The organism is Myroides odoratimimus, from assembly GCF_001485415.1.
GTDB lineage: Bacteria > Bacteroidota > Bacteroidia > Flavobacteriales > Flavobacteriaceae > Flavobacterium > Flavobacterium odoratimimum.
Genome location: NZ_BCMQ01000011.1, coordinates 1 through 21,761, shown reverse-complemented (window position 1 = coordinate 21,761; position 21,761 = coordinate 1). Strand labels below are relative to the sequence as shown.

The 21,761-nt window shown below is 33.9% G+C and carries 21 protein-coding genes and 1 pseudogene; 10 read left to right on the top strand and 12 right to left on the bottom strand.

The genetic code is table 11. The features are described 5' to 3' along the window. Positions 1–64: 64 nt before the first annotated feature. Both MODO_RS11195 and MODO_RS11190 read right to left on the bottom strand, forming a co-directional pair. Positions 65–376, bottom strand: coding sequence for a DUF6787 family protein (locus MODO_RS11195; RefSeq protein ID WP_006258589.1), 312 nt, complete (start codon positions 374–376; stop codon positions 65–67). A gap of 96 nt (positions 377–472) precedes the next feature. After that, complete coding sequence (locus MODO_RS11190) at positions 473–1,498, bottom strand: threonine aldolase family protein (RefSeq protein ID WP_006258590.1); 1,026 nt, start codon at positions 1,496–1,498, stop codon at positions 473–475. 47 nt (positions 1,499–1,545) lie between these two features. On the opposite strand from MODO_RS11190, the gene prfB reads away from it, so the two are divergent. Continuing rightward, a protein-coding gene (gene prfB, locus MODO_RS11185) for a peptide chain release factor 2 (RefSeq protein WP_115283932.1) occupies positions 1,546–2,644 on the top strand; the annotation gives its coding sequence in 2 pieces (ribosomal slippage) (positions 1,546–1,608 and positions 1,610–2,644; 1,098 coding nt in all). 107 nt (positions 2,645–2,751) lie between these two features. On the opposite strand, the gene MODO_RS11180 is transcribed toward prfB, so the two are convergent. Then, the gene (locus MODO_RS11180) at positions 2,752–3,849 is read right to left on the bottom strand and encodes an inorganic phosphate transporter (protein ID WP_006258592.1); all 1,098 of its coding nucleotides are present in this window, start codon (positions 3,847–3,849) and stop codon (positions 2,752–2,754) included. A 19-nt stretch (positions 3,850–3,868) separates the two neighbouring features. Beyond that, positions 3,869–4,513 carry a DUF47 domain-containing protein gene (locus MODO_RS11175; RefSeq protein ID WP_029988676.1) on the bottom strand — a complete coding sequence of 215 codons (645 nt, stop codon included), beginning with the start codon at positions 4,511–4,513 and terminating at the stop codon, positions 3,869–3,871. Positions 4,514–5,166: 653 nt separating this feature from the next. Between MODO_RS11175 and MODO_RS11170 the strand changes: the two genes are divergently transcribed. Further along, the gene (locus MODO_RS11170; protein WP_006258594.1) at positions 5,167–6,795 is read left to right on the top strand and encodes an acyl-CoA carboxylase subunit beta; all 1,629 of its coding nucleotides are present in this window, start codon (positions 5,167–5,169) and stop codon (positions 6,793–6,795) included. A gap of 69 nt (positions 6,796–6,864) precedes the next feature. Here MODO_RS11170 and MODO_RS11165 read toward each other — a convergent pair whose 3' ends face one another. The 3 genes from MODO_RS11165 to MODO_RS11155 all read right to left on the bottom strand — a co-directional run bounded on the left by MODO_RS11165 (position 6,865) and on the right by MODO_RS11155 (position 9,376). Continuing rightward, complete coding sequence (locus MODO_RS11165) at positions 6,865–7,365, bottom strand: hypothetical protein (protein WP_006258595.1); 501 nt, start codon at positions 7,363–7,365, stop codon at positions 6,865–6,867. Positions 7,366–7,464: 99 nt separating this feature from the next. Continuing rightward, positions 7,465–8,409 (bottom strand): YeiH family protein, encoded by a 945-nt coding sequence (locus MODO_RS11160; RefSeq protein ID WP_006258596.1) that lies wholly within the window; start codon positions 8,407–8,409, stop codon positions 7,465–7,467. A gap of 70 nt (positions 8,410–8,479) precedes the next feature. Further along, positions 8,480–9,376 (bottom strand): LysR family transcriptional regulator, encoded by an 897-nt coding sequence (locus tag MODO_RS11155; protein WP_006258597.1) that lies wholly within the window; start codon positions 9,374–9,376, stop codon positions 8,480–8,482. 182 nt (positions 9,377–9,558) lie between these two features. Between MODO_RS11155 and MODO_RS11150 the strand changes: the two genes are divergently transcribed. Together MODO_RS11150 and MODO_RS11145 are read left to right on the top strand one after the other, a co-directional pair. Beyond that, positions 9,559–10,239, top strand: a complete 681-nt coding sequence (locus MODO_RS11150) for an aspartate/glutamate racemase family protein (protein ID WP_006258598.1) — start codon at positions 9,559–9,561, stop codon at positions 10,237–10,239. A 769-nt stretch (positions 10,240–11,008) separates the two neighbouring features. Further along, a complete protein-coding gene (locus MODO_RS11145; protein ID WP_006258599.1) occupies positions 11,009–11,206 on the top strand; it encodes a heavy-metal-associated domain-containing protein in 198 nt (65 codons plus the stop codon). A 60-nt stretch (positions 11,207–11,266) separates the two neighbouring features. On the opposite strand, the gene MODO_RS11140 is transcribed toward MODO_RS11145, so the two are convergent. Together MODO_RS11140 and MODO_RS11135 are read right to left on the bottom strand one after the other, a co-directional pair. Then, entirely contained in the window at positions 11,267–11,812 is a 546-nt protein-coding gene (locus MODO_RS11140) for a hypothetical protein (RefSeq protein ID WP_225581761.1), read from the bottom strand. An 82-nt stretch (positions 11,813–11,894) separates the two neighbouring features. Then, complete coding sequence (locus MODO_RS11135) at positions 11,895–13,985, bottom strand: hypothetical protein (RefSeq protein ID WP_006258601.1); 2,091 nt, start codon at positions 13,983–13,985, stop codon at positions 11,895–11,897. A 233-nt stretch (positions 13,986–14,218) separates the two neighbouring features. Here MODO_RS11135 and MODO_RS11130 point away from each other — a divergent pair, with 233 nt between their 5' ends. The 6 genes from MODO_RS11130 to MODO_RS11110 all read left to right on the top strand — a co-directional run bounded on the left by MODO_RS11130 (position 14,219) and on the right by MODO_RS11110 (position 18,287). Further along, the gene (locus MODO_RS11130) at positions 14,219–14,953 is read left to right on the top strand and encodes a helix-turn-helix transcriptional regulator (protein WP_006258602.1); all 735 of its coding nucleotides are present in this window, start codon (positions 14,219–14,221) and stop codon (positions 14,951–14,953) included. Between the two features lie 41 nt (positions 14,954–14,994). Further along, entirely contained in the window at positions 14,995–15,453 is a 459-nt protein-coding gene (locus MODO_RS11125; RefSeq protein ID WP_006258603.1) for a GyrI-like domain-containing protein, read from the top strand. 5 nt (positions 15,454–15,458) lie between these two features. Beyond that, positions 15,459–15,824 (top strand): DUF1801 domain-containing protein, encoded by a 366-nt coding sequence (locus MODO_RS11120; RefSeq protein WP_006258604.1) that lies wholly within the window; start codon positions 15,459–15,461, stop codon positions 15,822–15,824. A gap of 221 nt (positions 15,825–16,045) precedes the next feature. Beyond that, a complete protein-coding gene (locus tag MODO_RS11115) occupies positions 16,046–16,378 on the top strand; it encodes a hypothetical protein (RefSeq protein ID WP_225581760.1) in 333 nt (110 codons plus the stop codon). Between the two features lie 2 nt (positions 16,379–16,380). Continuing rightward, positions 16,381–16,671, top strand: coding sequence for a hypothetical protein (locus MODO_RS19025; RefSeq protein ID WP_006258606.1), 291 nt, complete (start codon positions 16,381–16,383; stop codon positions 16,669–16,671). A gap of 20 nt (positions 16,672–16,691) precedes the next feature. Next, on the top strand, positions 16,692–18,287 hold the full coding sequence (locus MODO_RS11110) for a PepSY-associated TM helix domain-containing protein (RefSeq protein WP_006258607.1): 1,596 nt from the start codon (positions 16,692–16,694) through the stop codon (positions 18,285–18,287). A 64-nt stretch (positions 18,288–18,351) separates the two neighbouring features. Here the strand turns inward: MODO_RS11110 and MODO_RS11105 are convergent, their stop codons facing one another. From MODO_RS11105 to MODO_RS19340, 3 genes and pseudogenes are all read right to left on the bottom strand, one after another. After that, complete coding sequence (locus MODO_RS11105) at positions 18,352–18,978, bottom strand: 2OG-Fe(II) oxygenase (RefSeq protein WP_006258608.1); 627 nt, start codon at positions 18,976–18,978, stop codon at positions 18,352–18,354. A 363-nt stretch (positions 18,979–19,341) separates the two neighbouring features. Continuing rightward, a complete protein-coding gene (locus MODO_RS11100) occupies positions 19,342–20,628 on the bottom strand; it encodes a phage tail-like protein (protein WP_006258609.1) in 1,287 nt (428 codons plus the stop codon). A gap of 620 nt (positions 20,629–21,248) precedes the next feature. Further along, positions 21,249–21,761: pseudogene (locus MODO_RS19340) on the bottom strand (hypothetical protein); the annotation flags it as partial.

The window sequence follows — 21,761 nt, the reverse complement described above, 5'->3', positions numbered from 1 at the left end:
AAAAAGCTGAAAGTATTAACTAATACTTTCAGCTTTTTTATAAATATAATAATTGGTAAACTTCTTATTTATCTTTTGGCACTAAAGAACCAAAACCCATTCTTCTTAGCATTTTCATCACGAAATTCCAAAAAAAGCGATGTTGTCCAAATATAGTACCCACACAAATCAAAATAACTTTATAAACGGGCAGAATTAGCACAATATACAGAACCCAATATATAAACGGATTAGTTGTAGCTCTGTCTAGCCCTATGCTAGTTAAAATAGGTTTCGATATGTAAGCTGCAGTAGAACCTGTAATTGCAAAAACTAATAAGATTACACCCATTTGCCAATTTGATGTAATACCCCAACGTTGTTTTAATTTTTCCATTATTTAATTTAAATCTAAACAAAGGTAAGTCAATTTCCCTGATCTAAAAACATAAATATTACTAAATAAACGATTTACATCGTCTTACCTCTACCTCTACAATTCTAGTTTAGTAAGAGCTTCTATTACATATTCATGCATTACTTCGCGATAATCTAAATGTGTCACCATACGAAGCCATCCCCCTCCCATATCACTGATAAATATATTCTTTTGTTTCAACTTATCTATAAAGACTTTGTTTTGAGCTATTTCTTGCAGCCTAAAAACGACGATATTAGTTTGAACAGGCAAAACCTCCTTAACCCATATTTTCTTACTTAAAACCATCTCTATTTGCTTCGCTCTGAAATGATCTCTTTGCAGGCGACCAACATTATTTTTTAAAGCGAACAAAGCAGCCGAAGTTAAATACCCAATCTGACGCATTCCTCCCCCCATTAATTTACGTAGGCGAATAGCTTTTTTGATATCTTCTTTCGATCCTAACAACACAGAACCCACTGGAGCTCCAAGTCCTTTAGAGAAACACACTGATATCGTATTAAATAAAGCACCGAACTGACTTGGATGTTGTGATTTAGCCACCAATGCATTCCATAATCTAGCTCCGTCTAAGTGCATCTTTAATCCCTTTTCATTACACACCTCACGAATACGCTCTATCTCACTTAGCTCATAACAAGCTCCTCCACCTAAATTTGTCGTATTTTCTATACAAACTAATTTAGTGATTGGCAAGTGAATATTATTGGGGTCATTATAGTTTTCCAAGACTTGCTCTGCTGTAATACGTCCTCTATCTCCATCTATTAATGCACAACTCACTCCACTGTGCACTGCTATCCCTCCCCCTTCAAACATATTGATATGAGAACTTTTATCACAAATTAAATGATCTCCAGGTTGAGTATGCAATTTTATAGCGACTTGATTTGCCATTGTTCCTGAAGGAAAAAAAAGGGCTGCTTCCATCCCAAACAACTCAGCAACAGCAATTTCTAATTCATTGGTACTTCCATCTTGCTTGTAAACATCATCTCCTACCCTCGCTTTCATCATGTAATTCAACATTTCAGGTGTAGGCTTAGTGATTGTATCACTGATTAAATTAATTTCCATAAATTGATAGGAATAAGTATTTTTGTGCTATAAAAGTATTAAAAATTATGGTAACCACAGAACAACAGAAGGATATTATTGATCGCCTTGGTGCGTTAAGGAGGTATCTTTGACATCGATAAGAAGCTTATCGAAATAACAAACGAGGAAGAAAAAACTTTTGCTCCAGACTTTTGGAATAATCCTAAAGAAGCAGAAGTTATCGTTAAAGCCCTGAAGTCCAAAAAGAAATGGGTAGAAGGCTATGAATCTGCTATATCTAACCTAGAGGAATTAAAGATTCTTTTAGAATTCTATGCAGAAGGTGAATACACAGAAGAAGAAGTAGTAGAACAGTATGAAAAAACGCTTCAGATTATAGAAGAACTAGAGTTTAAAAACATGCTTTCTGACGAAGGAGATAATATGAGTGCTGTACTACAGATTACGGCAGGTGCAGGAGGTACAGAGAGTTGCGATTGGGCAGCTATGCTGATGCGTATGTACATCATGTGGGGAGAGAAGAACGGCGTTAATGTAAAAGAACTAAACTACCAAGAAGGAGAAGTTGCTGGTGTAAAAACAGTAACCTTAGAGTTCGATGGAGAATTTGCGTTCGGATACTTAAAAGGCGAAAACGGAGTTCACCGTTTAGTGCGTATCTCACCATTTGACAGCAATGCTAAGCGTCATACCTCATTCGTATCTGTTTATGTTTATCCATTAGCAGATGATACTATCGAAATCGAAATTAGCCCATCAGATATCTCTTGGGAGACTATGCGATCTAGTGGTGCAGGTGGACAGAACGTTAATAAAGTAGAGACAGCAGTACGATTGCGTCACCACCCTACTGGTATTATTATTGAGAACTCTGAAACGCGTTCTCAATTAGACAACAAAACAAAAGCAATGCAACTTTTAAAGTCTCAATTATATGAAATTGAGCTTAAGAAGAAACAAGCAATGCGTGATGAAATAGAAGCAAATAAGAAGAAAATAGAATGGGGTTCGCAAATCCGTAACTACGTGATGCATCCTTATAAACTAGTTAAAGATGTCCGTACACAATTCGAAACTACTGATGTAGATTCTGTAATGAATGGAGAGATTGACAACTTCTTAAAAGCATATCTAATGATGATGGGACAAAAAGAAGAAGAATAAAAAAAGGAGCTAGCAGCTCCTTTTTTGCTTCATTAACACATCAACTTCCCGCAATAAAAAAAGTGGCACATCGCTGTACCACTCTATATATCTTTTAAACTATATGCTTACATAAAGAATGTAATCAAATAATATACTACCATTGCTATAATAGCTGATACAGGTATAGTTAATATCCAAGCCCATAATAGATTAATAGTCACTCCCCATCTAACAGCAGAGATACGTTTAGTAACTCCTACCCCGATGATAGAACCTGTGATCGTATGCGTAGTCGATACTGGGATACCTAAATGCTCAGTCACATATAACGCAACAGCACCAGCTGTCTCAGCAGCCACCCCTTCTAATGGAGTTACTTTAGTAATCTTAGATCCCATAGTCTTCACGATCTTCCATCCTCCTGATAAAGTACCTAGACCAATGAATATAAATGATGCTAACGGAACCCACCACCAGTGCTCTACGAATACTTTAAATGTATCTACTCCATCCACTAGATAAGCTTCATCCATATCTATATTAACATGATAGAAGATAACAGCTGCACCGATAATACCCATTACTTTCTGAGCATCGTTACCACCATGTCCTAAAGAGAACATTGCAGATGACACTAACTGCAAACGTTTAAACCATGTATCACATTTATGAGAATTACCATTTCTACAAATCCACATAATACCCACCGTTATAAAATAGGCTAATATCATACCTAAAAACGGAGCTCCGAAGATAAATAAGAAAATTGGAATTACTTTAGAATATACAATAACATCCTCTCCTCCAGGTGCAAAACCACCTGCATGAGCTACTGCTGCTCCAATAAATCCTCCAATTAAAGTATGCGAAGAAGAAGAAGGAATACCCAACTTCCAAGTCAATAAGTTCCAAATAATAGCAGCTACTAATCCAGCGAATATCACCTCTAAACTAATAAAGTTTTCATTCACTGACTTGGCTATCGTATTACCAATTTTAAACTCTCCAATAATATAAAGAGAGATAAAATAAGCAGCAAAGTTAAATGCTGCTGCCCATAATACAGCTTGGAATGGTGTCAACACCTTTGTAGTCACAATGGTCGCAATAGAGTTTGCTGCATCGTGAAAACCGTTAATATAATCAAACCCTAATGCTAAGACGATAATGATCATCAGCATAATACCAGCTTGATTAGTAAACATTCCTAAGAAAAAATCCATAAATAATGTTTCTGATTAATTAAGCGTATTTTACTGTAATTGTCTCAAGTACATTAGCAACGTCTTTACAACTATCTGTTGCTGTTTCTAGAGCCATCATTACCTCTTTATATTTAATAATCTCAATAGCATTGCTTTCATTCTCAAAGATGTCCGCAACAGCTTTATCAAATACTTTATCTGCTTTACGCTCTAAACGAGAGATATTTTTACTGATTTCTGCTAATGCTGTAAAATTTTTATTGTCTTTTAAGATTAAAAGCCCCTTAGCCACTTCACTACAAGCTTCTAAATTAGCCTCAGTTAATTTGCGCAAAGGTTTTGTTACTTTATCGATTTGATATAATCTCATACGAGATGCAGCATCCGATAAGTGATCCGCTATATCATCTACAGCTGTAATCAAATTGTGGATATCCTCACGGTCAAAAGGTGTGATGAAGTTTTTTCCAAGTTCTACACGTGTAGTTTGAGCGATTGCTTCTATCTCTTGTTTTAATACTTCTACATTCTTTAATAACTGATCTCTTTCTTTAGCTGGAGCATTTACTGCTTCGTTTAAAGTTTCTGAAATTTTCTTAATCTTACCTGCTGCCTTTTCAAATAATGGATAAAACACTTTATCCTTAGGCACTAAAAACTGAAAAATATTGTTTAATGACATCTTATAAATGATAATAATCGGGCGCAAAAGTAAACCTTTTAAGTTAGCTCAATGTTTCCTTAACGTTAATTTTTACGACTTTATTAATACTATTACTTTACGATAAAAACATAACTATCTGAATTACAAATATAAACCTATTTCCCTATATTAATTTAATGTTATGTAATAAAAGTACACTTTCCCCCTTATATTCTTATTTAGCGACGACAATTACCCTCATTAATTACAATTCATCACACCCTCACTTCTTTTTATCTCATTATTCACCATTCCTGATATATAATTTTAAAAGAAGACAATACTATAACCTCATTACCTAACTCACTTTTATCCCTCTTCATTTCATTATTATATCTTACTCATCAATCTACAGAACTACACTTTTATAAATCACCAAATTATACACATTTATCAACTATTCTCCTGAATCTAAACCTCCTTTTACTTCAACAACTGTCATTATAAATATTAATAAAATGAACAAAAGAAAATAGGTATCATGCTAAAAATCGCATCTCCTCATTTTTGGATAGTCAAAATTCTAGTATATTTTGTATTTTAGCGAAAACGATCAAGGATTAGTACACTATTTACTCTCTAAATATAACTTATACTAAACCACAGACAACAGTGAATCAACCCAACAAACTATGGATATAAACTTCAATAAAAACGAAGACCACAATAAGCTTTTGCTTTCTGATTTAAAAAGAAAATTAGTAAAAGTAAAACAAGGTGGTGGCGAAAAAAGAATAGCTAAACTACACGAGCAAGGCAAAATGACTGCTAGAGAACGTATCGACTATTTACTAGATGATAAGACCAATAGTATAGAGATCGGTGCCTTCGCAGGAGACGGGATGTATGAAGAGCATGGAGGATGTCCTTCTGGAGGTGTAGTGGTTAAAATAGGTTATGTAAAAGGAAAACAGTGTATCGTAGTAGCAAATGACGCTACTGTAAAAGCAGGTGCTTGGTTCCCGATTACAGGAAAAAAGAATCTAAGAGCCCAAGAAATAGCAATAGAAAATAAACTACCTATCATCTACCTAGTAGACAGTGCAGGTGTTTATCTACCTCTACAAGACGAAATCTTCCCTGATAAAGAACACTTCGGACGTATATTCAGAAATAATGCTGTCATGAGCAGTATGGGTATCACACAGATAGCTGCTGTCATGGGTAGCTGTGTAGCCGGTGGTGCTTACCTTCCTATTATGAGTGATGAAGCACTTATCGTAGACAAGACAGGAAGTATCTTCTTAGCAGGTAGTTATTTAGTAAAAGCAGCTATCGGAGAGAGCATTGACAACGAAACTTTAGGTGGAGCAACTACGCACTGCGAAATATCAGGTGTAACTGATTATAAAGCTAAAGATGACAAAGATGCCCTTGACACAATCAAAAATATCATTGATAAAATAGGAGACTTTGACAAAGCAGGATATAACCGTATCAAAGCTGCCAAACCTACTTTAGCTCAAGAAGACATCTATGGTATCTTACCAAAGGCTCGTAATGAGCAGTACGATATGATGGAGATTATCAAACGTCTAGTAGATAACTCAGAATTCGAAGAGTACAAAGAAGGGTACGGACAATCGATCATCACAGGATACGCTCGTATCGATGGATGGGCTGTAGGTATCGTAGCGAACCAACGCAAAGTAGTAAAAACTAAAAAAGGCGAAATGCAATTCGGAGGAGTGATATACTCTGACTCTGCAGATAAAGCTACTCGTTTTATAGCGAACTGTAATCAAAAGAAAATACCACTAGTATTCTTACAAGATGTAACAGGATTTATGGTAGGGTCTAAGTCTGAGCACGGAGGTATTATTAAAGATGGTGCTAAGATGGTTAATGCTGTATCTAACTCTGTAGTACCTAAATTCACTGTAGTAGTAGGAAACTCTTATGGAGCAGGTAACTATGCGATGTGTGGTAAGGCTTATGACCCTAGACTTATCTTTGCATGGCCTAGTGCTGAGCTTGCTGTAATGGGAGGTGCTCAGGCAGCAAAAGTATTATTACAAATAGAAGCTTCATCTCTTAAAGCAAAAGGGGAAGAACTAACTAAAGAACAAGAAGAAGAATTATTCAATAAAATTAAAGCGAGATACGACAATCAAGTTTCGCCTTATTACGCAGCAGCTCGTCTATGGACAGATGCTATTATCGATCCATTAGATACGCGTAAGTGGATCTCTATGGGTATTGAAGCTGCAAATCACGCTCCTATCGAAAAACCGTTTAACTTAGGAGTTATTCAAGTATAATAAAAACCTTAAAAGGGCTTTCAATGTATTTGAAAGCCCTTTTTATTATTTGAGAGTTTCTCCTTTTCATTATGGAAGCTCTGTTCTATAAGTTGTATCGTGTATGCTAAACTTACCTTTTATTGATACACCTGTTTTAGTCTTTGCCTCTAACCAACATTGAGTAAACCAAAATTCAAGTATTCGTTCTTGTTGCTCAGATAGAGTTTGCATTAACTCGTCATACATTTCTTCTCCATCTTCAGTCTCTGTCCATGATTCTTCTAAATCGTGTAAAGAAAAGTACAATTCTCTTGGAAACAAATTATCACTTAAGTTCTCTGGAATACCCATTGATATACTTGAAATAACTTGCTCTGCCTTATCCTCTGCCCAAACTACAATATCAAGTGTTTCATAGTCATATTCAAAATAAAATGTATCTACATCTCTAACAGTACATGGATCAACTAAAGGTATATATTCCCTTACAAATAAACTACATAAACTATCTATCATAGTAGGTCTTACTACTTCTAATCTATCTTTTAACCCTTTAGTGTAGTAAGCGATATACGTACTTATATTCATGATAAGTGTTAACTATTTATTGCTGATAAACTATAAAGATAATTTCTTTTGTCCAATTTAGTGTGATTTTCAATTTAAACACATTGTTTCCTATCTATTTTAATTCACATACATAATATAAAGCAGTGAAGTCACAGAAATAAATATCCACAGTCCTACTCCTTCTAATAGAGGTTTAAATCCTACAGATTTCACGGTGCGATAAGATAAAGATGTACCGATTAAGAATAAGGTCAAGGTCAATGCTGCTTTAGAAGCTTCTACGATATATGGTCCGATAGACTGTACTGCTGGGATATAAGAGTTCGCTAGCATTGCTAATACGAATAACCCGATAAAGTAAGGCAACTTCACTTTACCTCCTTTATTGTTAAAGAATACCATAGATAAGAATGCTACAGGGATCACCCATAATGCACGAGCTAGCTTCACAGTAGTAGCTACTTCTAGAGCTTGGTCACCATACTTAGCCGCAGCTCCTACTACCGAACTCGTATCGTGTATCGCAATAGCAGACCATAGCCCGAAATCTACTTGACTTAATCCTAAGGCATGTCCTATAGGCGGAAATATAATTAAAGCTACAGAGTTTAAGATAAACACGATTCCTAAAGCTACTGATATCTGCTTCTCATCTGCTTTAATAACAGGGGAAACCGCAGCGATAGCACTACCTCCACAGATTGCAGTACCTGAAGAAACCAAATACGATATTTTTTTGTCTATTTTCAACACTTTTCCTAATAAGAATCCTAGTGCTAGAGTCAAAAAGATAGAGAAGATAGTAAGTATAAAACCATCCTTACCTGCAGATATTGCGCTATACACATTCATACCAAAACCAAGCCCTATCACAGCTACTTTTAACAATAGCCCTGTTGCCTTCTTAGTCTGTTTTGCATACGGGTTCTCAAATAGCTGTGCATATACTATCCCTATCACTAGTGCTACTGCGGATGAAATAAATGGAAATAAACTAAGCAAAGCGAGTCCTACTAGAAGCACTTTACCTATTGTCTCACGAGTGTTATTTTCTGTTGTCATTTGTATCATTATTTACAGATACAAATTTCCTTCATACACTAAGGAAAAGAAAATACATAATTGTTATAACCTATAACTTTAAGTTATGATTCTGTACAAAGCGAATGAACAGTTCTACCAAAGCGCTTTCTTGTCCTTGACGCTGTATTAAAGAGAAAGTTCTACTGATATCTAATCCCTCTATATCTACAATGCTCAACTCATTATACCTCAACTCTTTTAGAATAGCGTGTACGGATAAGAATGCAACACTATCTGAGTGCATTAAATACATCTTAATACTCTCTGTACTAGAGAAGTTCATTTCATTAGTCAAATCACTTAAAGTTATACCGATCTCTTTAAGTGTAGTATCCACGACATCTAGTGTCCCTGACCCCGTTTCTCTTAATAAAAAAGACAACTCCTTTAGCTCTTGAGGTTTAATACTTCCTCTTTTGGCTAATTCATTATTGCTACTACACACCAAGACGATTTCGTCTTTGATAAAGTCAATATACTTTATCTGAGGATTTTTAGAATACCCTTCTACTAGACCTACATCTATTGTTTTGTTCAGCAGAAGATTCTCGATAGCATTCGTATTATCAGATACTACGTCTAGATGCAGATCATTTACCTTCTTTCTAAACTCTGCTAATAAGGGAGGTAATACATACTGTGATATAGTAGTACTCGCTCCTACTCTAAGGCTTCCGTCCATTTTAGCATTCAGTGCGTGTATATCGAACTCAAGATTGCGATAGATAGAGAATATCTCTTCTGCATACGTATAGAGTAGTTCACCTGCTTCTGTCAAGTGTATCTTCATCCCGTCACGTACAAAAAGTTTAGTCTGATAGCTAGCCTCTATCTCTTGGATATGCTTCGTCACAGCAGGCTGAGAAATCAACAATTCCTTAGAAGCCTTCGTGAAGCTCCCTCTCTTCGCTACTGTATAAAACACCTTTAATCTAAAGTCAAACATATCATCTCTTTTTTATCATAGAAGTAATTCTCTCTTAACATCTCCTCTTTCCCTAAACAACAAAATTAATGAATTAATATGGGTATTTTATACTATTTACACAGAGATAAAATCTGACTTATACCTATATTTGACTGTCCTTTTTAGACAAAGTCAATCCATAAAACTAAAAAACAAACTCAATGAAACGAATAGGAATACTAGGTGGTACAGCATACCCTTCTACAGCGTTATACTACACGCTATTAAACAAAATGGCAAATGAAAAATGGGGTGGATATCACTCATGCCCTATCCTCTTATACAGTATAGATTATCACAATATCAAAACTAGATATGCTAATCAATGGGATGAAGTACCTAATATCTTAAAACACGAAATCGAAATCCTACTATCGCTACAACCAAATTGTTTCTTGATAGCAAACAACACCTTACACAAAGCTTATGATGAGATCAAACAGGAAATACTAACTAATATTCCAATCTCACACAGTATAGAACTGACCAAAAAACATATACTAACGCATAATATGAAGAAAGTACTTCTGCTAGGTACACCCTTCACGATGGAAGATGATTATTTTAAATCTCCTTTACAGCAAGCAGGGATAGAAGTAATCATTCCTAACACTGAAGAAATAGCCCAAATAGGTCAATTCCAATCTATACTCGCTACAGGAGCCATCACAGAAGAGATGCGTTCATTCTTTATGACATTAATAGAAAATTATTCCTCTGTAGAAGGAGTGATTCTGGGTTGTACAGAATTGCCTTTAGTATTTAATTCACTTGATATTAAAATACCTATTATAGACACTATGGTATTACAGTGTGAAGACGCTTTTAGTAAGATATCCTAATCCGTAATCTTACAGATAATATTTCTTCATTAGACAAATCTTTAACTAAGCAGTAAGCAGGACTTATCACCTTTATGGATGAGTATATTGAGTTCTGTTTTACTGCTTATTTTCTATAAATAGAATACCTCTTCTAATCCCCATCGGAGATAATTTCTTAAATATTATCTACTCAACTCATCCCTCGTTATAATGACTCTTTTTCATAGACATATTCACTCGTATGTACTATACCCTTCTTTATTTTAGCATGTACATTATTAGAAGGAGAATACATGGAGAATAGAAGAAGCATTGTTCGACAAACATCTTCTCTGCTCCACTATGTATGGGGTATTCTCCATGAATTGTCGAGGGATTCTAGTCAAGTGCCCTATTTTACTGGGGTTAAGGCAATATCCATATTGGCTAAAAAAAAGTCAAAAACAAATAACAACTTAAATATCAACACTTTACAATAAAACCTATTTAAAAAAAGTATCTATGTTTTTTTAAAATAATCCCCTAAATAGACTTATATCCTCCTGATTTAGAAAAAAAACAGATTTTAAAAGTTTATTTTCCTTGATTTAAAGAAAAAAAGACTTGAAAACAAAAAAAGGATTCCTTTATTTCTTCATAAGCAAAGAATACGGATCATCACATAGATGAAAAAAAAGACTTCATCTTACTCTTTAAAAGAATTATATAACAACTCCTTAAAATCGTATAACAACGATAATGACACACTATCCTACATTTGTAATATAAATTATTAAACAAAAAAGAAATGGCAACAGTATATCAAATTAAAGGAATGGGATGCAGTAGTTGTGTCGGAAAGATTCAAGAAGAACTAAAAAAGTACCCTAATATAGAAGCTACAGTCACTCTAGATACACATAGTATAGAGGTTAAAACTCCTGAAGTGACGAAAGAAGAAGTACAAAAGATATTAACTTCTGCTGGAAAGTATGAGATACTTTAATAAAAATAAGGCTGTCCTTTTTGAACAGCCTTATCTTTTTAAGTATCGTTATATTATTTCTTAGAACGTAGCACCTAAAAACACACCTACTACAGGATATACTTCTGAGCACTTCGCATCATAATCATTAAAGTGTCCTACACCTAACTGTACTTTATAATACATTGGTCCTACTAACTTGCGTTTTATTCCCCAATGTACTTCACTTACTAGAACACTATTTAAGGAATTCATATATTCTTCACTATCTGTACCAAAACTATACTTAGCTTGAAACCCTACATAATTACCTGAATTATTGTCTAAAGTACGATTCTTCTCTATTCTCTTATTCTTATTATAATACCAATCTAGTCCCCCTCTCAGATAAGGAATTGGCTTCTTAAAGGTAAATACAACTGACATACTATTATTCCATACATCATAACCTGCGCCTATCCCCATACCCGTCTGAACGAATATATTCTCACCTATCAAAAAATCTCTTCCTGCATCTACTCCTAAAAAACTAGTCTGTATATAGAATCTACTCTTGTACTCATTTTCTTTCTGCGCAGTCATCAACAATGGCAGTAATAACATTAACAAAACAATTAGTTTCTTCATTTTTTTATATATTTTCATCTAATATATTTTCATCTAATATATTTACTAACAAAAAAGTAAGAAACATAATCTTTGTTTACTTTTAGAAATACTGCTCTAATATTTGAACAACTTCATTATTATTATACACTGTTTGGTAGTGAGTATGTTCTTCTCCTGCTAATCGATGAATTCTCTCTTTTATCTTATCCATACGTTGTATTAATTGTGGGATAAAATAAGCTACACTTCCCGATGGTATATCAGCCATACGCATATAATACTTAAGCATAATGATAGAAGCTTCTATCGGCATACAGTGATATTCTTCATAAGGAGTATAATCCATATCTATCAGATTATAACGCTTAAAGAATCGATTAAACAATTCTGTATTTAAAGTGATATAACGCGTATAATAATCTGTCAACTGTGGATGCTCACGCATAGCTTCTTCTATATCGACATTATCGTATAAGTGATACTTCCACAGTATCGTCCCATCTGTATACATCGACTGAGGAAGAGCTAAGAGCTTCTCTAAAATCTCTAATTGCATTGGGATTTTATAGCCTATTGGCTTATTCTGTGTAGCATATTCCTTTAATTCTAAAAAGTACTCATGCTCTTGGATAGTGCTTAATAAAGGATGGTCAAAGAACTCTTCCATATCAAATGCTCCATACATAATCGCTTTTCTCAGAGTATCTAATGCATGTTCTTGTTTTCCTTCTATACAATACATCAGTATCACATATTTATAACTATCTGCTTCTATCCATAAATAAGGTTCTACTAGACTATAGATCTTCCAAAACGGAATTAACTCTTCCTTGTCCTTCTTATCCTCATATTTCTGAACAATCAATTTAGCATAGTCACGCAATTCCTTTATTTGATAAAATACCCATGGAGTCTTACACTTTTTAGCAAACTCCTTATAATATGCAGCACTTGGTTTCTCTAGGCAGATACGTTCATCCTCTTCCATTCGCCAATATTTATTGCCATACTTATCTTGAAATAATTGTAACAATTGATCAATAGACAATCCTGTTGAACGAATAACTTGACCTTTATTATCTTCTATCAAGTACACAAACAGCCCCTCCTTATCCTCTCCTACAAAACCAGTATAAGAATAGGCTAAACCTTCTAACCTCTTTAAAAAACGAAAGCTCTGAGCATCTACCTCTAGCTTATATTGAGTATAATACACTGCTGTATCTGTGATCAAAAAGTCTGTGTGATAGGGATAACTCTCCACTCTGTAAGTTGAAAAAGAAGATTTAGAAACTACATGTCCCCAATAGTACAGATGAATACTGTCTTCTGCTAAGTAGTCTTCTGTCAGCTTAAAGGTAGTAGCATCGCTTCCCTCTATCCATTCGCCCTTCTCATCTAATACTCCTTCTTCAGATAAATAATAGACCGTCTCATACTTCGCTACTCTTTTAAACTTCTTAGGATTGGTCTTGATACACTTGCCATTAAAAATAACATGCTCTTGATCACAAGCCCCATATACCATTGGCTTAAAAGTAGCTAAATCAATCTGAGGGTACACTATCCCTCCCTCTTTACAACTAAACACCACCTTGCCATTATAATAAAAAGCTCCGAATAAGTGAATCGGGTTTAAAGGCGTTGCCTCTTTTGCAAAAACGGTTAAGTTAGCCAAGCGGTTCTTCCCTTGTAGTGTAGCTATTTTTTTGACTACATTACTATCTACCATTTTTGAATCAAACACTTTCTGCGCAAAAGGCTGATCAAAGTGTTCTAAACAACTAAAGACTAAAACTCGTAATGCTTCTAACTCTACAGCACTGATGGCCTGCACCTCCCATTGGTTATCTACTAACACCTCATAGCATTCTATTTCCTGCCAATTATAAGCATCTAATGTCAGTGCTATTACACCTGTTCTTCCCTCTTTTGCAAAAGGTGCAATGGTCTGAATACTTAGATAAAAATCTCCTCTGATAGTCTCTCTATTACCATGGTTATAAAAAGCTAAACACAGTAGTTCTTCTTTCTTTTTATTGTACTGATAACAATAGTTATCTTGACAATTATAAAGGATACATTGGTGCATCTCTTCACTAATCACAGTGATTGCTTTGGTTTTAAAAAATGCTTTATAATTAACCTCTGTTAGGTGTATTTGAGCAAAGACTCCTACTGGTTCTGCCATAGTGCGAATATTTAGAAGGTGTAAATATACTTATCCTAGATTAAGCATTGACCAAATATTACAAAGCAATTCTACTTCATATCTATTTCATTAGCTCTAAAACCACACTATAATATGCTTTGATCATTAATTCAGTCCTATTTGTATAATTCCTTTTCATTTATATGTCTATCTCTTATTCTGGGCTTATCGAAATGTTATCTTTGTCAATAAATCTAATTCTCTGTAGTCTTATGTCAGAAAGTAAACCTCGTCTAAACCGATTAACAGCTATAGTGACCCAGTTACAATCTAAGCGTATCGTAACCGCTACTGAGATAGCCGAAAAACACAATGTAAGTATACGTACGGTGTATAGAGATATCAGAACGTTAGAACAATCTGGTATTCCAATTTATACAGAAGAAGGTAAAGGATACTCTCTGGTAGATGGGTATGCTCTACCTCCTGTCATGTTTACACAAGAAGAGGCGAATGCTCTTATCACTGCTGAGCAACTGATATTAAAGAATAAAGATGCTTCTCTAATCAAACAATATCAAAATGCTATTCTCAAACTAAAAGCTGTACTGCGCTACACCCAAAAAGATAAAGCTGATCTGCTCTCTCAAAGAATAATCGTAAGAGATAATCCTGATAAAGCACAGACGAGTGATTACTTAATACAAATACAGACTGCTATTGTCAATCATCAGGTGCTTGTTATTGATTATTTGTCTTTAGAAAACCAAAAGAGTCAGCGAGACATAGAACCCTTTGCTATCTATACTACACAGGACAACTGGATATTAATAGCCTACTGTAGATTGAGACTAGACTTTAGAGCCTTTAGACTAGACTGTATCCAACACTTAAAAGATACCTTGCAAACATTCGAACCTCATCAAATCACAATGGAGCAATACTTAAAAGCGTGTAGAGAAAAATATTACCCACAAGACAACACCCCTGACATACCTATGTCATAAGGGGAACCTAACTTTGCTACATAATCTTAAACTCATGTATTATGAATCAAGTAACCTTAAAGAAATTCCACATCATCGGAATAGAAGTACGCACTACCAATGAACAAAACAAAGCAGCTAATGATATTCCCTTACTATGGGAACGCTTTTGGAAAGAAGATGTGCTAAACCGTATACCAAATAAAGTATGTACTGCTGTCTACTCCATGTACACGAATTATGAAGGGGACCATACGATGCCCTATACTACAATAATAGGCTGTGAAGTATCTGACCTATCTAATATCCCAGAAGGAATGACAGGGCATACTATAGAAGCAAGTACTTATAATAAAATAACTGCTACTGGAGATCTAACAAAAGGGTTGGTTATCAATGAGTGGTTTCAAATATGGGAACAACAGTGGGATAGAAAATACACAGCTGATTTTGAAATATATGACGAAAAATCCATGAACCCACAGGATGCTGAAGTAAGCATTTATGTAGCTATAAAATAACAATTATGAAAGAAACAGAACAATACTATTTACGACAAGAAGAACCCAATAGAGGTTGCTTACAGGCATTAAGAAACATTATCTTGCAGTTAGATGATCATGTCACAGAGTCGTTAAAGTGGGGGACTCCTTGTTTTAGCTATAAGAATCGTATGTTCTGTTTTCTCGCTTTGACTAAAGAACCTAAAACACCTTATCTATTAATAGTAGAAGGAATGCGTATAGAACATCCTTTATTAGAAATAGGAAGTAGAAAGCGCATGAAAACATTAAGTATAGATGCCAATGCTGATTTACCTATTGATGCTATAATAGATGTTCTACAAGAAGCCTTAAACCTATATCGAAATGGGGTTATCAAAACAAAGTAATTTAGACTCAGACCATTTAATAAGTGTTAATTATAAAAACAACTAAGACTAATTGCCCATACAATTAGTCTTTTTAATTCTCATAATGCATGTTAACCAAACACTAAACCCCTAATAAACAATCAATAACAACACAACGTTATCATATCAAAAAGTTTAATATTTTGTTATTGAAAACTATAAAATATGTCATACATTTGTTTATACTCAATCTAAATAAAATGCATACCTTATTATTTTCAATTACAGCATTTGCTTTCTTTATGCTATATAACACTTCTCAGAAAGTAAAATATGAGAAGAAATGTACATTAACTACCTGGATTAGGTCAAACACTAAATTATCCAAGATTATCGCTTACTCACTATTAATAATAGCCTTAACAACAGAGTCTATTTATGAAGGTCTAGGAGTAGGAAGCTTAACGTTCTTTATCTTCTTAATGTTTATTGGTTCTGCTATTCTAACATTATATCCTATGTTATCATTTAAGACTAAACACATCGTTAGTTTTATAGGGTTAGGATTATTTCTAGAACTACTAATATTTTAATTATGCCCGCAAATAAAAAGCATTTAGAAAGTTCAATTATACAACGTATACTGAAGATAACTGCAGGTCTATTCGGAGGATTCTTAGTAAGTACAACATTTCACATGTTTCTAATGTACTTTTTCCCTTCTCATCCTATTTATACAACGATGTTCGTCACAGGATATGTATTATGGACCATCTTATTCATTATGGCCTTTATCATTGGCAACGGATATAAAATATGGTTAGCCTATATCGTGCTAACACTGGTTTTTTATTCACCTTATTTAATCGCTCCAATACATACCTAAACACAAGACACATCACTATTATGAATATTAGAAATTATAATAAATACTTCCACCTACATACGATAAGTGGGATTATTATTACAGTATTACTATACATTATCTTCTTCGCAGGTTCTTTCTCTTTCTTTAAAAATGAAATAGCGAATTGGCAAAGTAATAAACCACAAGAAAAAATAGCTGTTCAATCTATCAACTACAATACCTTATTAGACTCATTAGACAATCAAATAGGATTACAGGGTAGAAATATTTACTTCCGAATGAATGATAGAAGTAGAGTCATGAGCTATAATATCTCTACTTCACAAGACACCTTGTTACCTAAAGCGAAAGAACGTGACTTCGGTCTATATGACACTGCTACAGAAGAAAAACACGGATATGAAGAATCGTATTCTTTAGGAGGATTCTTATACAGACTTCACTTTTTAGCACAATTAAATGGTCTAGTTAATATCCATATCTCTCCATTTGGTTACTTTGTAGCTGGGTTAGTTTCTTTCATTTACATTTTTGCACTTATTACAGGCTTACTTGTACACTGGCAAAAGATAGTATCTAACTTCTATGTATTTAGACCTTGGGAAAAGCTAAAAACCGTATGGACTGACCTACATACAGCATTAGGTGTTATTACCTTTCCTTTCCAATTAATCTTTGCTATCACGGGAGCTTATTTCTTATTAAACTATCGAATAGTCGCAGCTACTATCATTGCATTAGGATATGGTGGTGATGCAGACAAATTTAGCAGTGATACCACACAAGATAGAGGAGCTAAAGAGATCGTATACCAACATAAAGCCATTGATAAAGAAATAGATCTAAACGCCTATATTCTTCAAACAGTAGAAAAATGGGATGATCCATATATCTCTAATATCTCTATACTTAATTATGGGGATGAAAGTATGACTGTAGCCATCAGTGGTAGAGCGCATAATGAAAAACAGTTAAATAGTCGTGGAGAAATAAAATATCACATTCATTCAGGAGAAGTAGAAGAGATAAGTAATCCTAATGAAAATCCTGGATATAGTTATATATTCTCTAACTTAGTTTATTTACTTCACTTTGGTTCTTTCGGAGGTTTAGCGACTCGTATCGTTTACTTCTTAGTAGGGATAGCTGGATGTATAGTCATTATATCTGGAGTACTGATCTGGTTAGTGGCCAGAGATAAAAAGAATGTTCCTGAACACAAACGCAAGTTTAACTTCTGGCTAGCAAATATCTATATGGCTATCTGCTTATCTATGTATCCTGTAACGGCATTAGCTTTTATAGCAGTAAAACTAAACCCAACAGGAGGGCAAAACTTTGTTTACTCCTTTTATTTCTGGACTTGGTTAGCTATCACGATCTTATTAAGCATCAGAAAGAATATTTATAAAACCAATAGAGACTGTTTATTAGTCGGAAGTATTATTGGTCTTACTATTCCTATCTTTAATGGTGTCATGACAGGTAACTGGATATGGGTAAGTTGGGTTAAAGGTTATTCTGATATCCTGCTTATTGATTTATTCTGGATCATCGTTCCACTTATCACACTATACTCGTGGAAACTAGTCAAAGATAAGCAAGAGAAAAAATTAAATACAGCAGTAGAATAGTTTACTCATTATTTCTATAAATCGAAAAAGCCTTTATATGATAAAACATATAAAGGCTTTTTACTTATCTAGTCTTTAACCATCCTGTAATGCTATAACGAGTATGATTTACCATCTTCACCTCGTGTTCTATACTCTTACTGTCAAACACGACAAGGCGTCCTGGTAAGGCATGTACAATCTCTTCTCTTTCATTTCCATGTTCGTCTTGTAGGTAAAGTGCTAACTCTCCGCCATAAGCTGGAGTCCATTCTTGATCATTCAAATATAACACTACAGACAGCGTTCTACGGCTATCTGATTGGAAAATATCTAAATGACGCTTATAACAAGTACCTGGAGGATAACACGCATAGTGAAACTCTCCTTCTTGAATACCTAGATAGCAAGTTCTGTTTACATATTCTAAGAAGTGATTCACTTTATTGAAATACATCTGCTCTACTTCATCAGGTTCTTTCTCATCTAACCATAAGATAGAGTCTCCTCTAATTTCTTCTACTATTTGTTCGCTACTTGCCTGCCCTATAGCTGCTTTTTTAAAACTGTGTAAGTCTTGTTTTAAAAGCAAATTTGCTCTTAACAAGTTGATCTCTTCTTCCGAAAAAAAACAGTCAACCACCGAGTATTTACGATTCACTAAATCGTCTATTATTAACTCATAAAATGGATTTAATTCAAAATCACCCATACATTAACAAATAAAAAGTACACAAATATAATTTACAAGACAAAAAAATCAACACACAAAAAGGTGTTTTTTTAAGCCAATTCACTGTTAATATGCACTTTTACAGATTTGATAATTCAAGAGGTTTCAAAAGCTTTTATCGAAGAGAGTATTGGCATTTTTTTAGAATATTTTGCAGGATTTTCATCAATATTCCACATCCTTTTACATGTCAAATAACCTCTTTAAAGTTATGAGGCTATAATTGCTTATAATAAAGATCAAAAACAGACTCAAAGCATATCAAATGAGCATATTATTATCAATAAAAAAAGGAAACTATAAGCTTCCTTCTTCTATATTTTATTTCTTTATAAATCATTATTATTGATTACTTTTAGTGCTAATTTGGGGATTAGCTATAGCTCCACAAGCAATACCATCAATAGTAATAGCTGTAGGACGAGACTTACCTCTTTTTCCATTACTTCGATTATCCCCTTCAATAGTATAGTAGACCTCAGCCTTATCCCCTCCTACGATATCCACAGCATCTACACCTGTTGCCTTTTTCCCTTGTGCAGCTACAGTATTATATATTTCTTCTTTTACAGTATTCTCTTTTAATATCTCTGTGATATTCTCTACTACAGTCTGCTTCACATCTATAGTAGCCACTGGTATATCCTTACTTCTTCCATCGAAGAAAAGATACTTTCCATCTTTAGTCGATTCGATACGTAGGGTATTAGAATCAAAAGATTCTCCTACAGATCCCTCTATAAATTTTCCGTCTTTGTCAAAACAAGCTTCGTTATAATATGTCAAAGTACCATTACCATTATCTTTTAACAGCGTAATTGCTTGGTTCAGTGACAAGATTTCTTTTATAGAATCATCCGTAGCACTTACCCACTGTACATCTCCATTCTTAGCCGTAATTAAAAAAGTACCTATTGCACCAGGTGCTATTTTATTAGGTGTAATACCTTTCTCAGCTACAGAGACTTGCATTGGGTTTAATACAGCCTTCCCTCCATTATCGATCTTGATAGAAGTATCTGCTGGAGTAGCTGCCTTCCCATTATTAGCTACATTAGTATATATTTCATTAACGACTTGTTCGTCTTTCAGTATCTCTGTAATATTATTAATAACACTGCCTGTCACATCGATAACCTGTGCTACACCTGCCTCATTCGTATACGTATATATACCATTTGCACCTTCCTTAATAGTGGTAATGATATTCAAGTCTTTAATAGGAGTGTTCACTTTTCCTCCTTTAGTATCTTCTAATACTAAGTCATCCCCTTTAACACCTAATACTTTATTTCGAGGAAAATTGTCTATATTATCAATAACGTCCTGATTATTTACTAATCTAACCCATTCTTTTCCTTTCCAATAGTAAAACCCAGAAGTAACCACACTATTCTCTGTTGTATTAAACACCAATAAGCTAGTCTCTACATCCCCTTTGTTTATAAGTGATTTATCGGTTAAGTCTTTTAAAGGAATACGCGGAATCAATACCCCTCTATACTCACCTGCATCTGCTTTTAACTCTAATAATGCTGATTTGTGCGGTGCTCTTATCCCAATACCAACTTGTGAAAAAGCTAATCCACTCATCATTAAAACTCCAATAGTAATTACCTTTTTTTTCATATCTCTTTGTTATAAACTAGCCTAAAAGTACTCAATTATTAACAATTTTTACAGCAATTAAATATCGTTTTCACAATCGTTACAAGATTCGATTTTAATAATTAACAACAATTACACTGTTTATAGAATACTTTTTTTATTAATTTATTAAATCTTAAAATTTAACTATCAACTTTCGTTTAGCTACTTCTAATTTTTAGTTTTAAAAATATTTGATTTTTAAAACTTTTATACCCATATCGTATTAATTTAAGCAAATATCAATATAGATACAGCACAGATTAGGTATATTAACGATTAATCAAATCTTAAAAAGATCTACTATTAAAAAGCCAAAAATCATACCATAAATGGTATGCATATAGAGATAAATGAAATCCTATTATTTGTTTTAAACCCTTACCTGCTATTTGTTTCTAAATAAAAAAAGCAATAAGAAGAATTCTTCTTATTGCTTTTTTTTATTTCTCTTACTTGTATATTTAAGGAGTAACTATTTCTGTAGATACATATTTTAGTACAACAATATAATTTTTAGCCACTGGCAAAGTGTTATAAAAATTACCACTACCAAAACGGAATTTAACAGATGTATTTTTACTATTAGTTACACCATTAATTCATAATTTATTACTACTATCATAAATATGAGCTGTTAATAAATAATCTATATTACTCAATGGAATAGCCTTTATTTCTGAATTATACGTTAAGCTTGTCCCTGGAGGGGTTTCTACTTCTCCATTTATAATTCTAACAGTATAAACTCTTTGTCCCTCAACAGTTTCATTGGTCGCTATTGGTTTAGTAGTAATTTTTATATCGCTACCTTTCAAAGTTTCCCATTGTGGTTTACCATTTATATCTGTTACTAAATGCATATTCTTTTTCTCAGGAACAGTAGCTAATTTATCTATTGTAAGAGTACTAGGTGCTATCTTATCATTATCAATAGATTCTTTTTTAATCGACAAATTTACTCCTTCAAGAAGTGCTCCTGTGGCTAGCTGAGTTCCTGTTGTAGCATCCCCTACCACGATAATACCATCAGTAGTTAAATCAGCTTTTGTTGGTTTAATATCACTTTTAAGTGCCCACTCTACTCCACCTGTAGCATTAGTAGTTAATACTTT

Bases quoted from the DNA above. Each gene is read 5' to 3' on its own strand.
- MODO_RS11195 (WP_006258589.1), bottom strand. From the start codon at position 376: ATGGAAAAATTAAAACAACGTTGGGGTATTACATCAAATTGGCAAATG.
- MODO_RS11190 (WP_006258590.1), bottom strand. From the start codon at position 1,498: ATGGAAATTAATTTAATCAGTGATACAATCACTAAGCCTACACCTGAA.
- MODO_RS11180 (WP_006258592.1), bottom strand. From the start codon at position 3,849: ATGGATTTTTTCTTAGGAATGTTTACTAATCAAGCTGGTATTATGCTG.
- MODO_RS11175 (WP_029988676.1), bottom strand. From the start codon at position 4,513: ATGTCATTAAACAATATTTTTCAGTTTTTAGTGCCTAAGGATAAAGTG.
- MODO_RS11170 (WP_006258594.1), top strand. From the start codon at position 5,167: ATGGATATAAACTTCAATAAAAACGAAGACCACAATAAGCTTTTGCTT.
- MODO_RS11165 (WP_006258595.1), bottom strand. From the start codon at position 7,365: ATGAATATAAGTACGTATATCGCTTACTACACTAAAGGGTTAAAAGAT.
- MODO_RS11160 (WP_006258596.1), bottom strand. From the start codon at position 8,409: ATGACAACAGAAAATAACACTCGTGAGACAATAGGTAAAGTGCTTCTA.
- MODO_RS11155 (WP_006258597.1), bottom strand. From the start codon at position 9,376: ATGTTTGACTTTAGATTAAAGGTGTTTTATACAGTAGCGAAGAGAGGG.
- MODO_RS11150 (WP_006258598.1), top strand. From the start codon at position 9,559: ATGAAACGAATAGGAATACTAGGTGGTACAGCATACCCTTCTACAGCG.
- MODO_RS11145 (WP_006258599.1), top strand. From the start codon at position 11,009: ATGGCAACAGTATATCAAATTAAAGGAATGGGATGCAGTAGTTGTGTC.
- MODO_RS11140 (WP_225581761.1), bottom strand. From the start codon at position 11,812: ATGAAGAAACTAATTGTTTTGTTAATGTTATTACTGCCATTGTTGATG.
- MODO_RS11135 (WP_006258601.1), bottom strand. From the start codon at position 13,985: ATGGCAGAACCAGTAGGAGTCTTTGCTCAAATACACCTAACAGAGGTT.
- MODO_RS11130 (WP_006258602.1), top strand. From the start codon at position 14,219: ATGTCAGAAAGTAAACCTCGTCTAAACCGATTAACAGCTATAGTGACC.
- MODO_RS11125 (WP_006258603.1), top strand. From the start codon at position 14,995: ATGAATCAAGTAACCTTAAAGAAATTCCACATCATCGGAATAGAAGTA.
- MODO_RS11120 (WP_006258604.1), top strand. From the start codon at position 15,459: ATGAAAGAAACAGAACAATACTATTTACGACAAGAAGAACCCAATAGA.
- MODO_RS11115 (WP_225581760.1), top strand. From the start codon at position 16,046: ATGCATACCTTATTATTTTCAATTACAGCATTTGCTTTCTTTATGCTA.
- MODO_RS19025 (WP_006258606.1), top strand. From the start codon at position 16,381: ATGCCCGCAAATAAAAAGCATTTAGAAAGTTCAATTATACAACGTATA.
- MODO_RS11110 (WP_006258607.1), top strand. From the start codon at position 16,692: ATGAATATTAGAAATTATAATAAATACTTCCACCTACATACGATAAGT.
- MODO_RS11105 (WP_006258608.1), bottom strand. From the start codon at position 18,978: ATGGGTGATTTTGAATTAAATCCATTTTATGAGTTAATAATAGACGAT.
- MODO_RS11100 (WP_006258609.1), bottom strand. From the start codon at position 20,628: ATGAAAAAAAAGGTAATTACTATTGGAGTTTTAATGATGAGTGGATTA.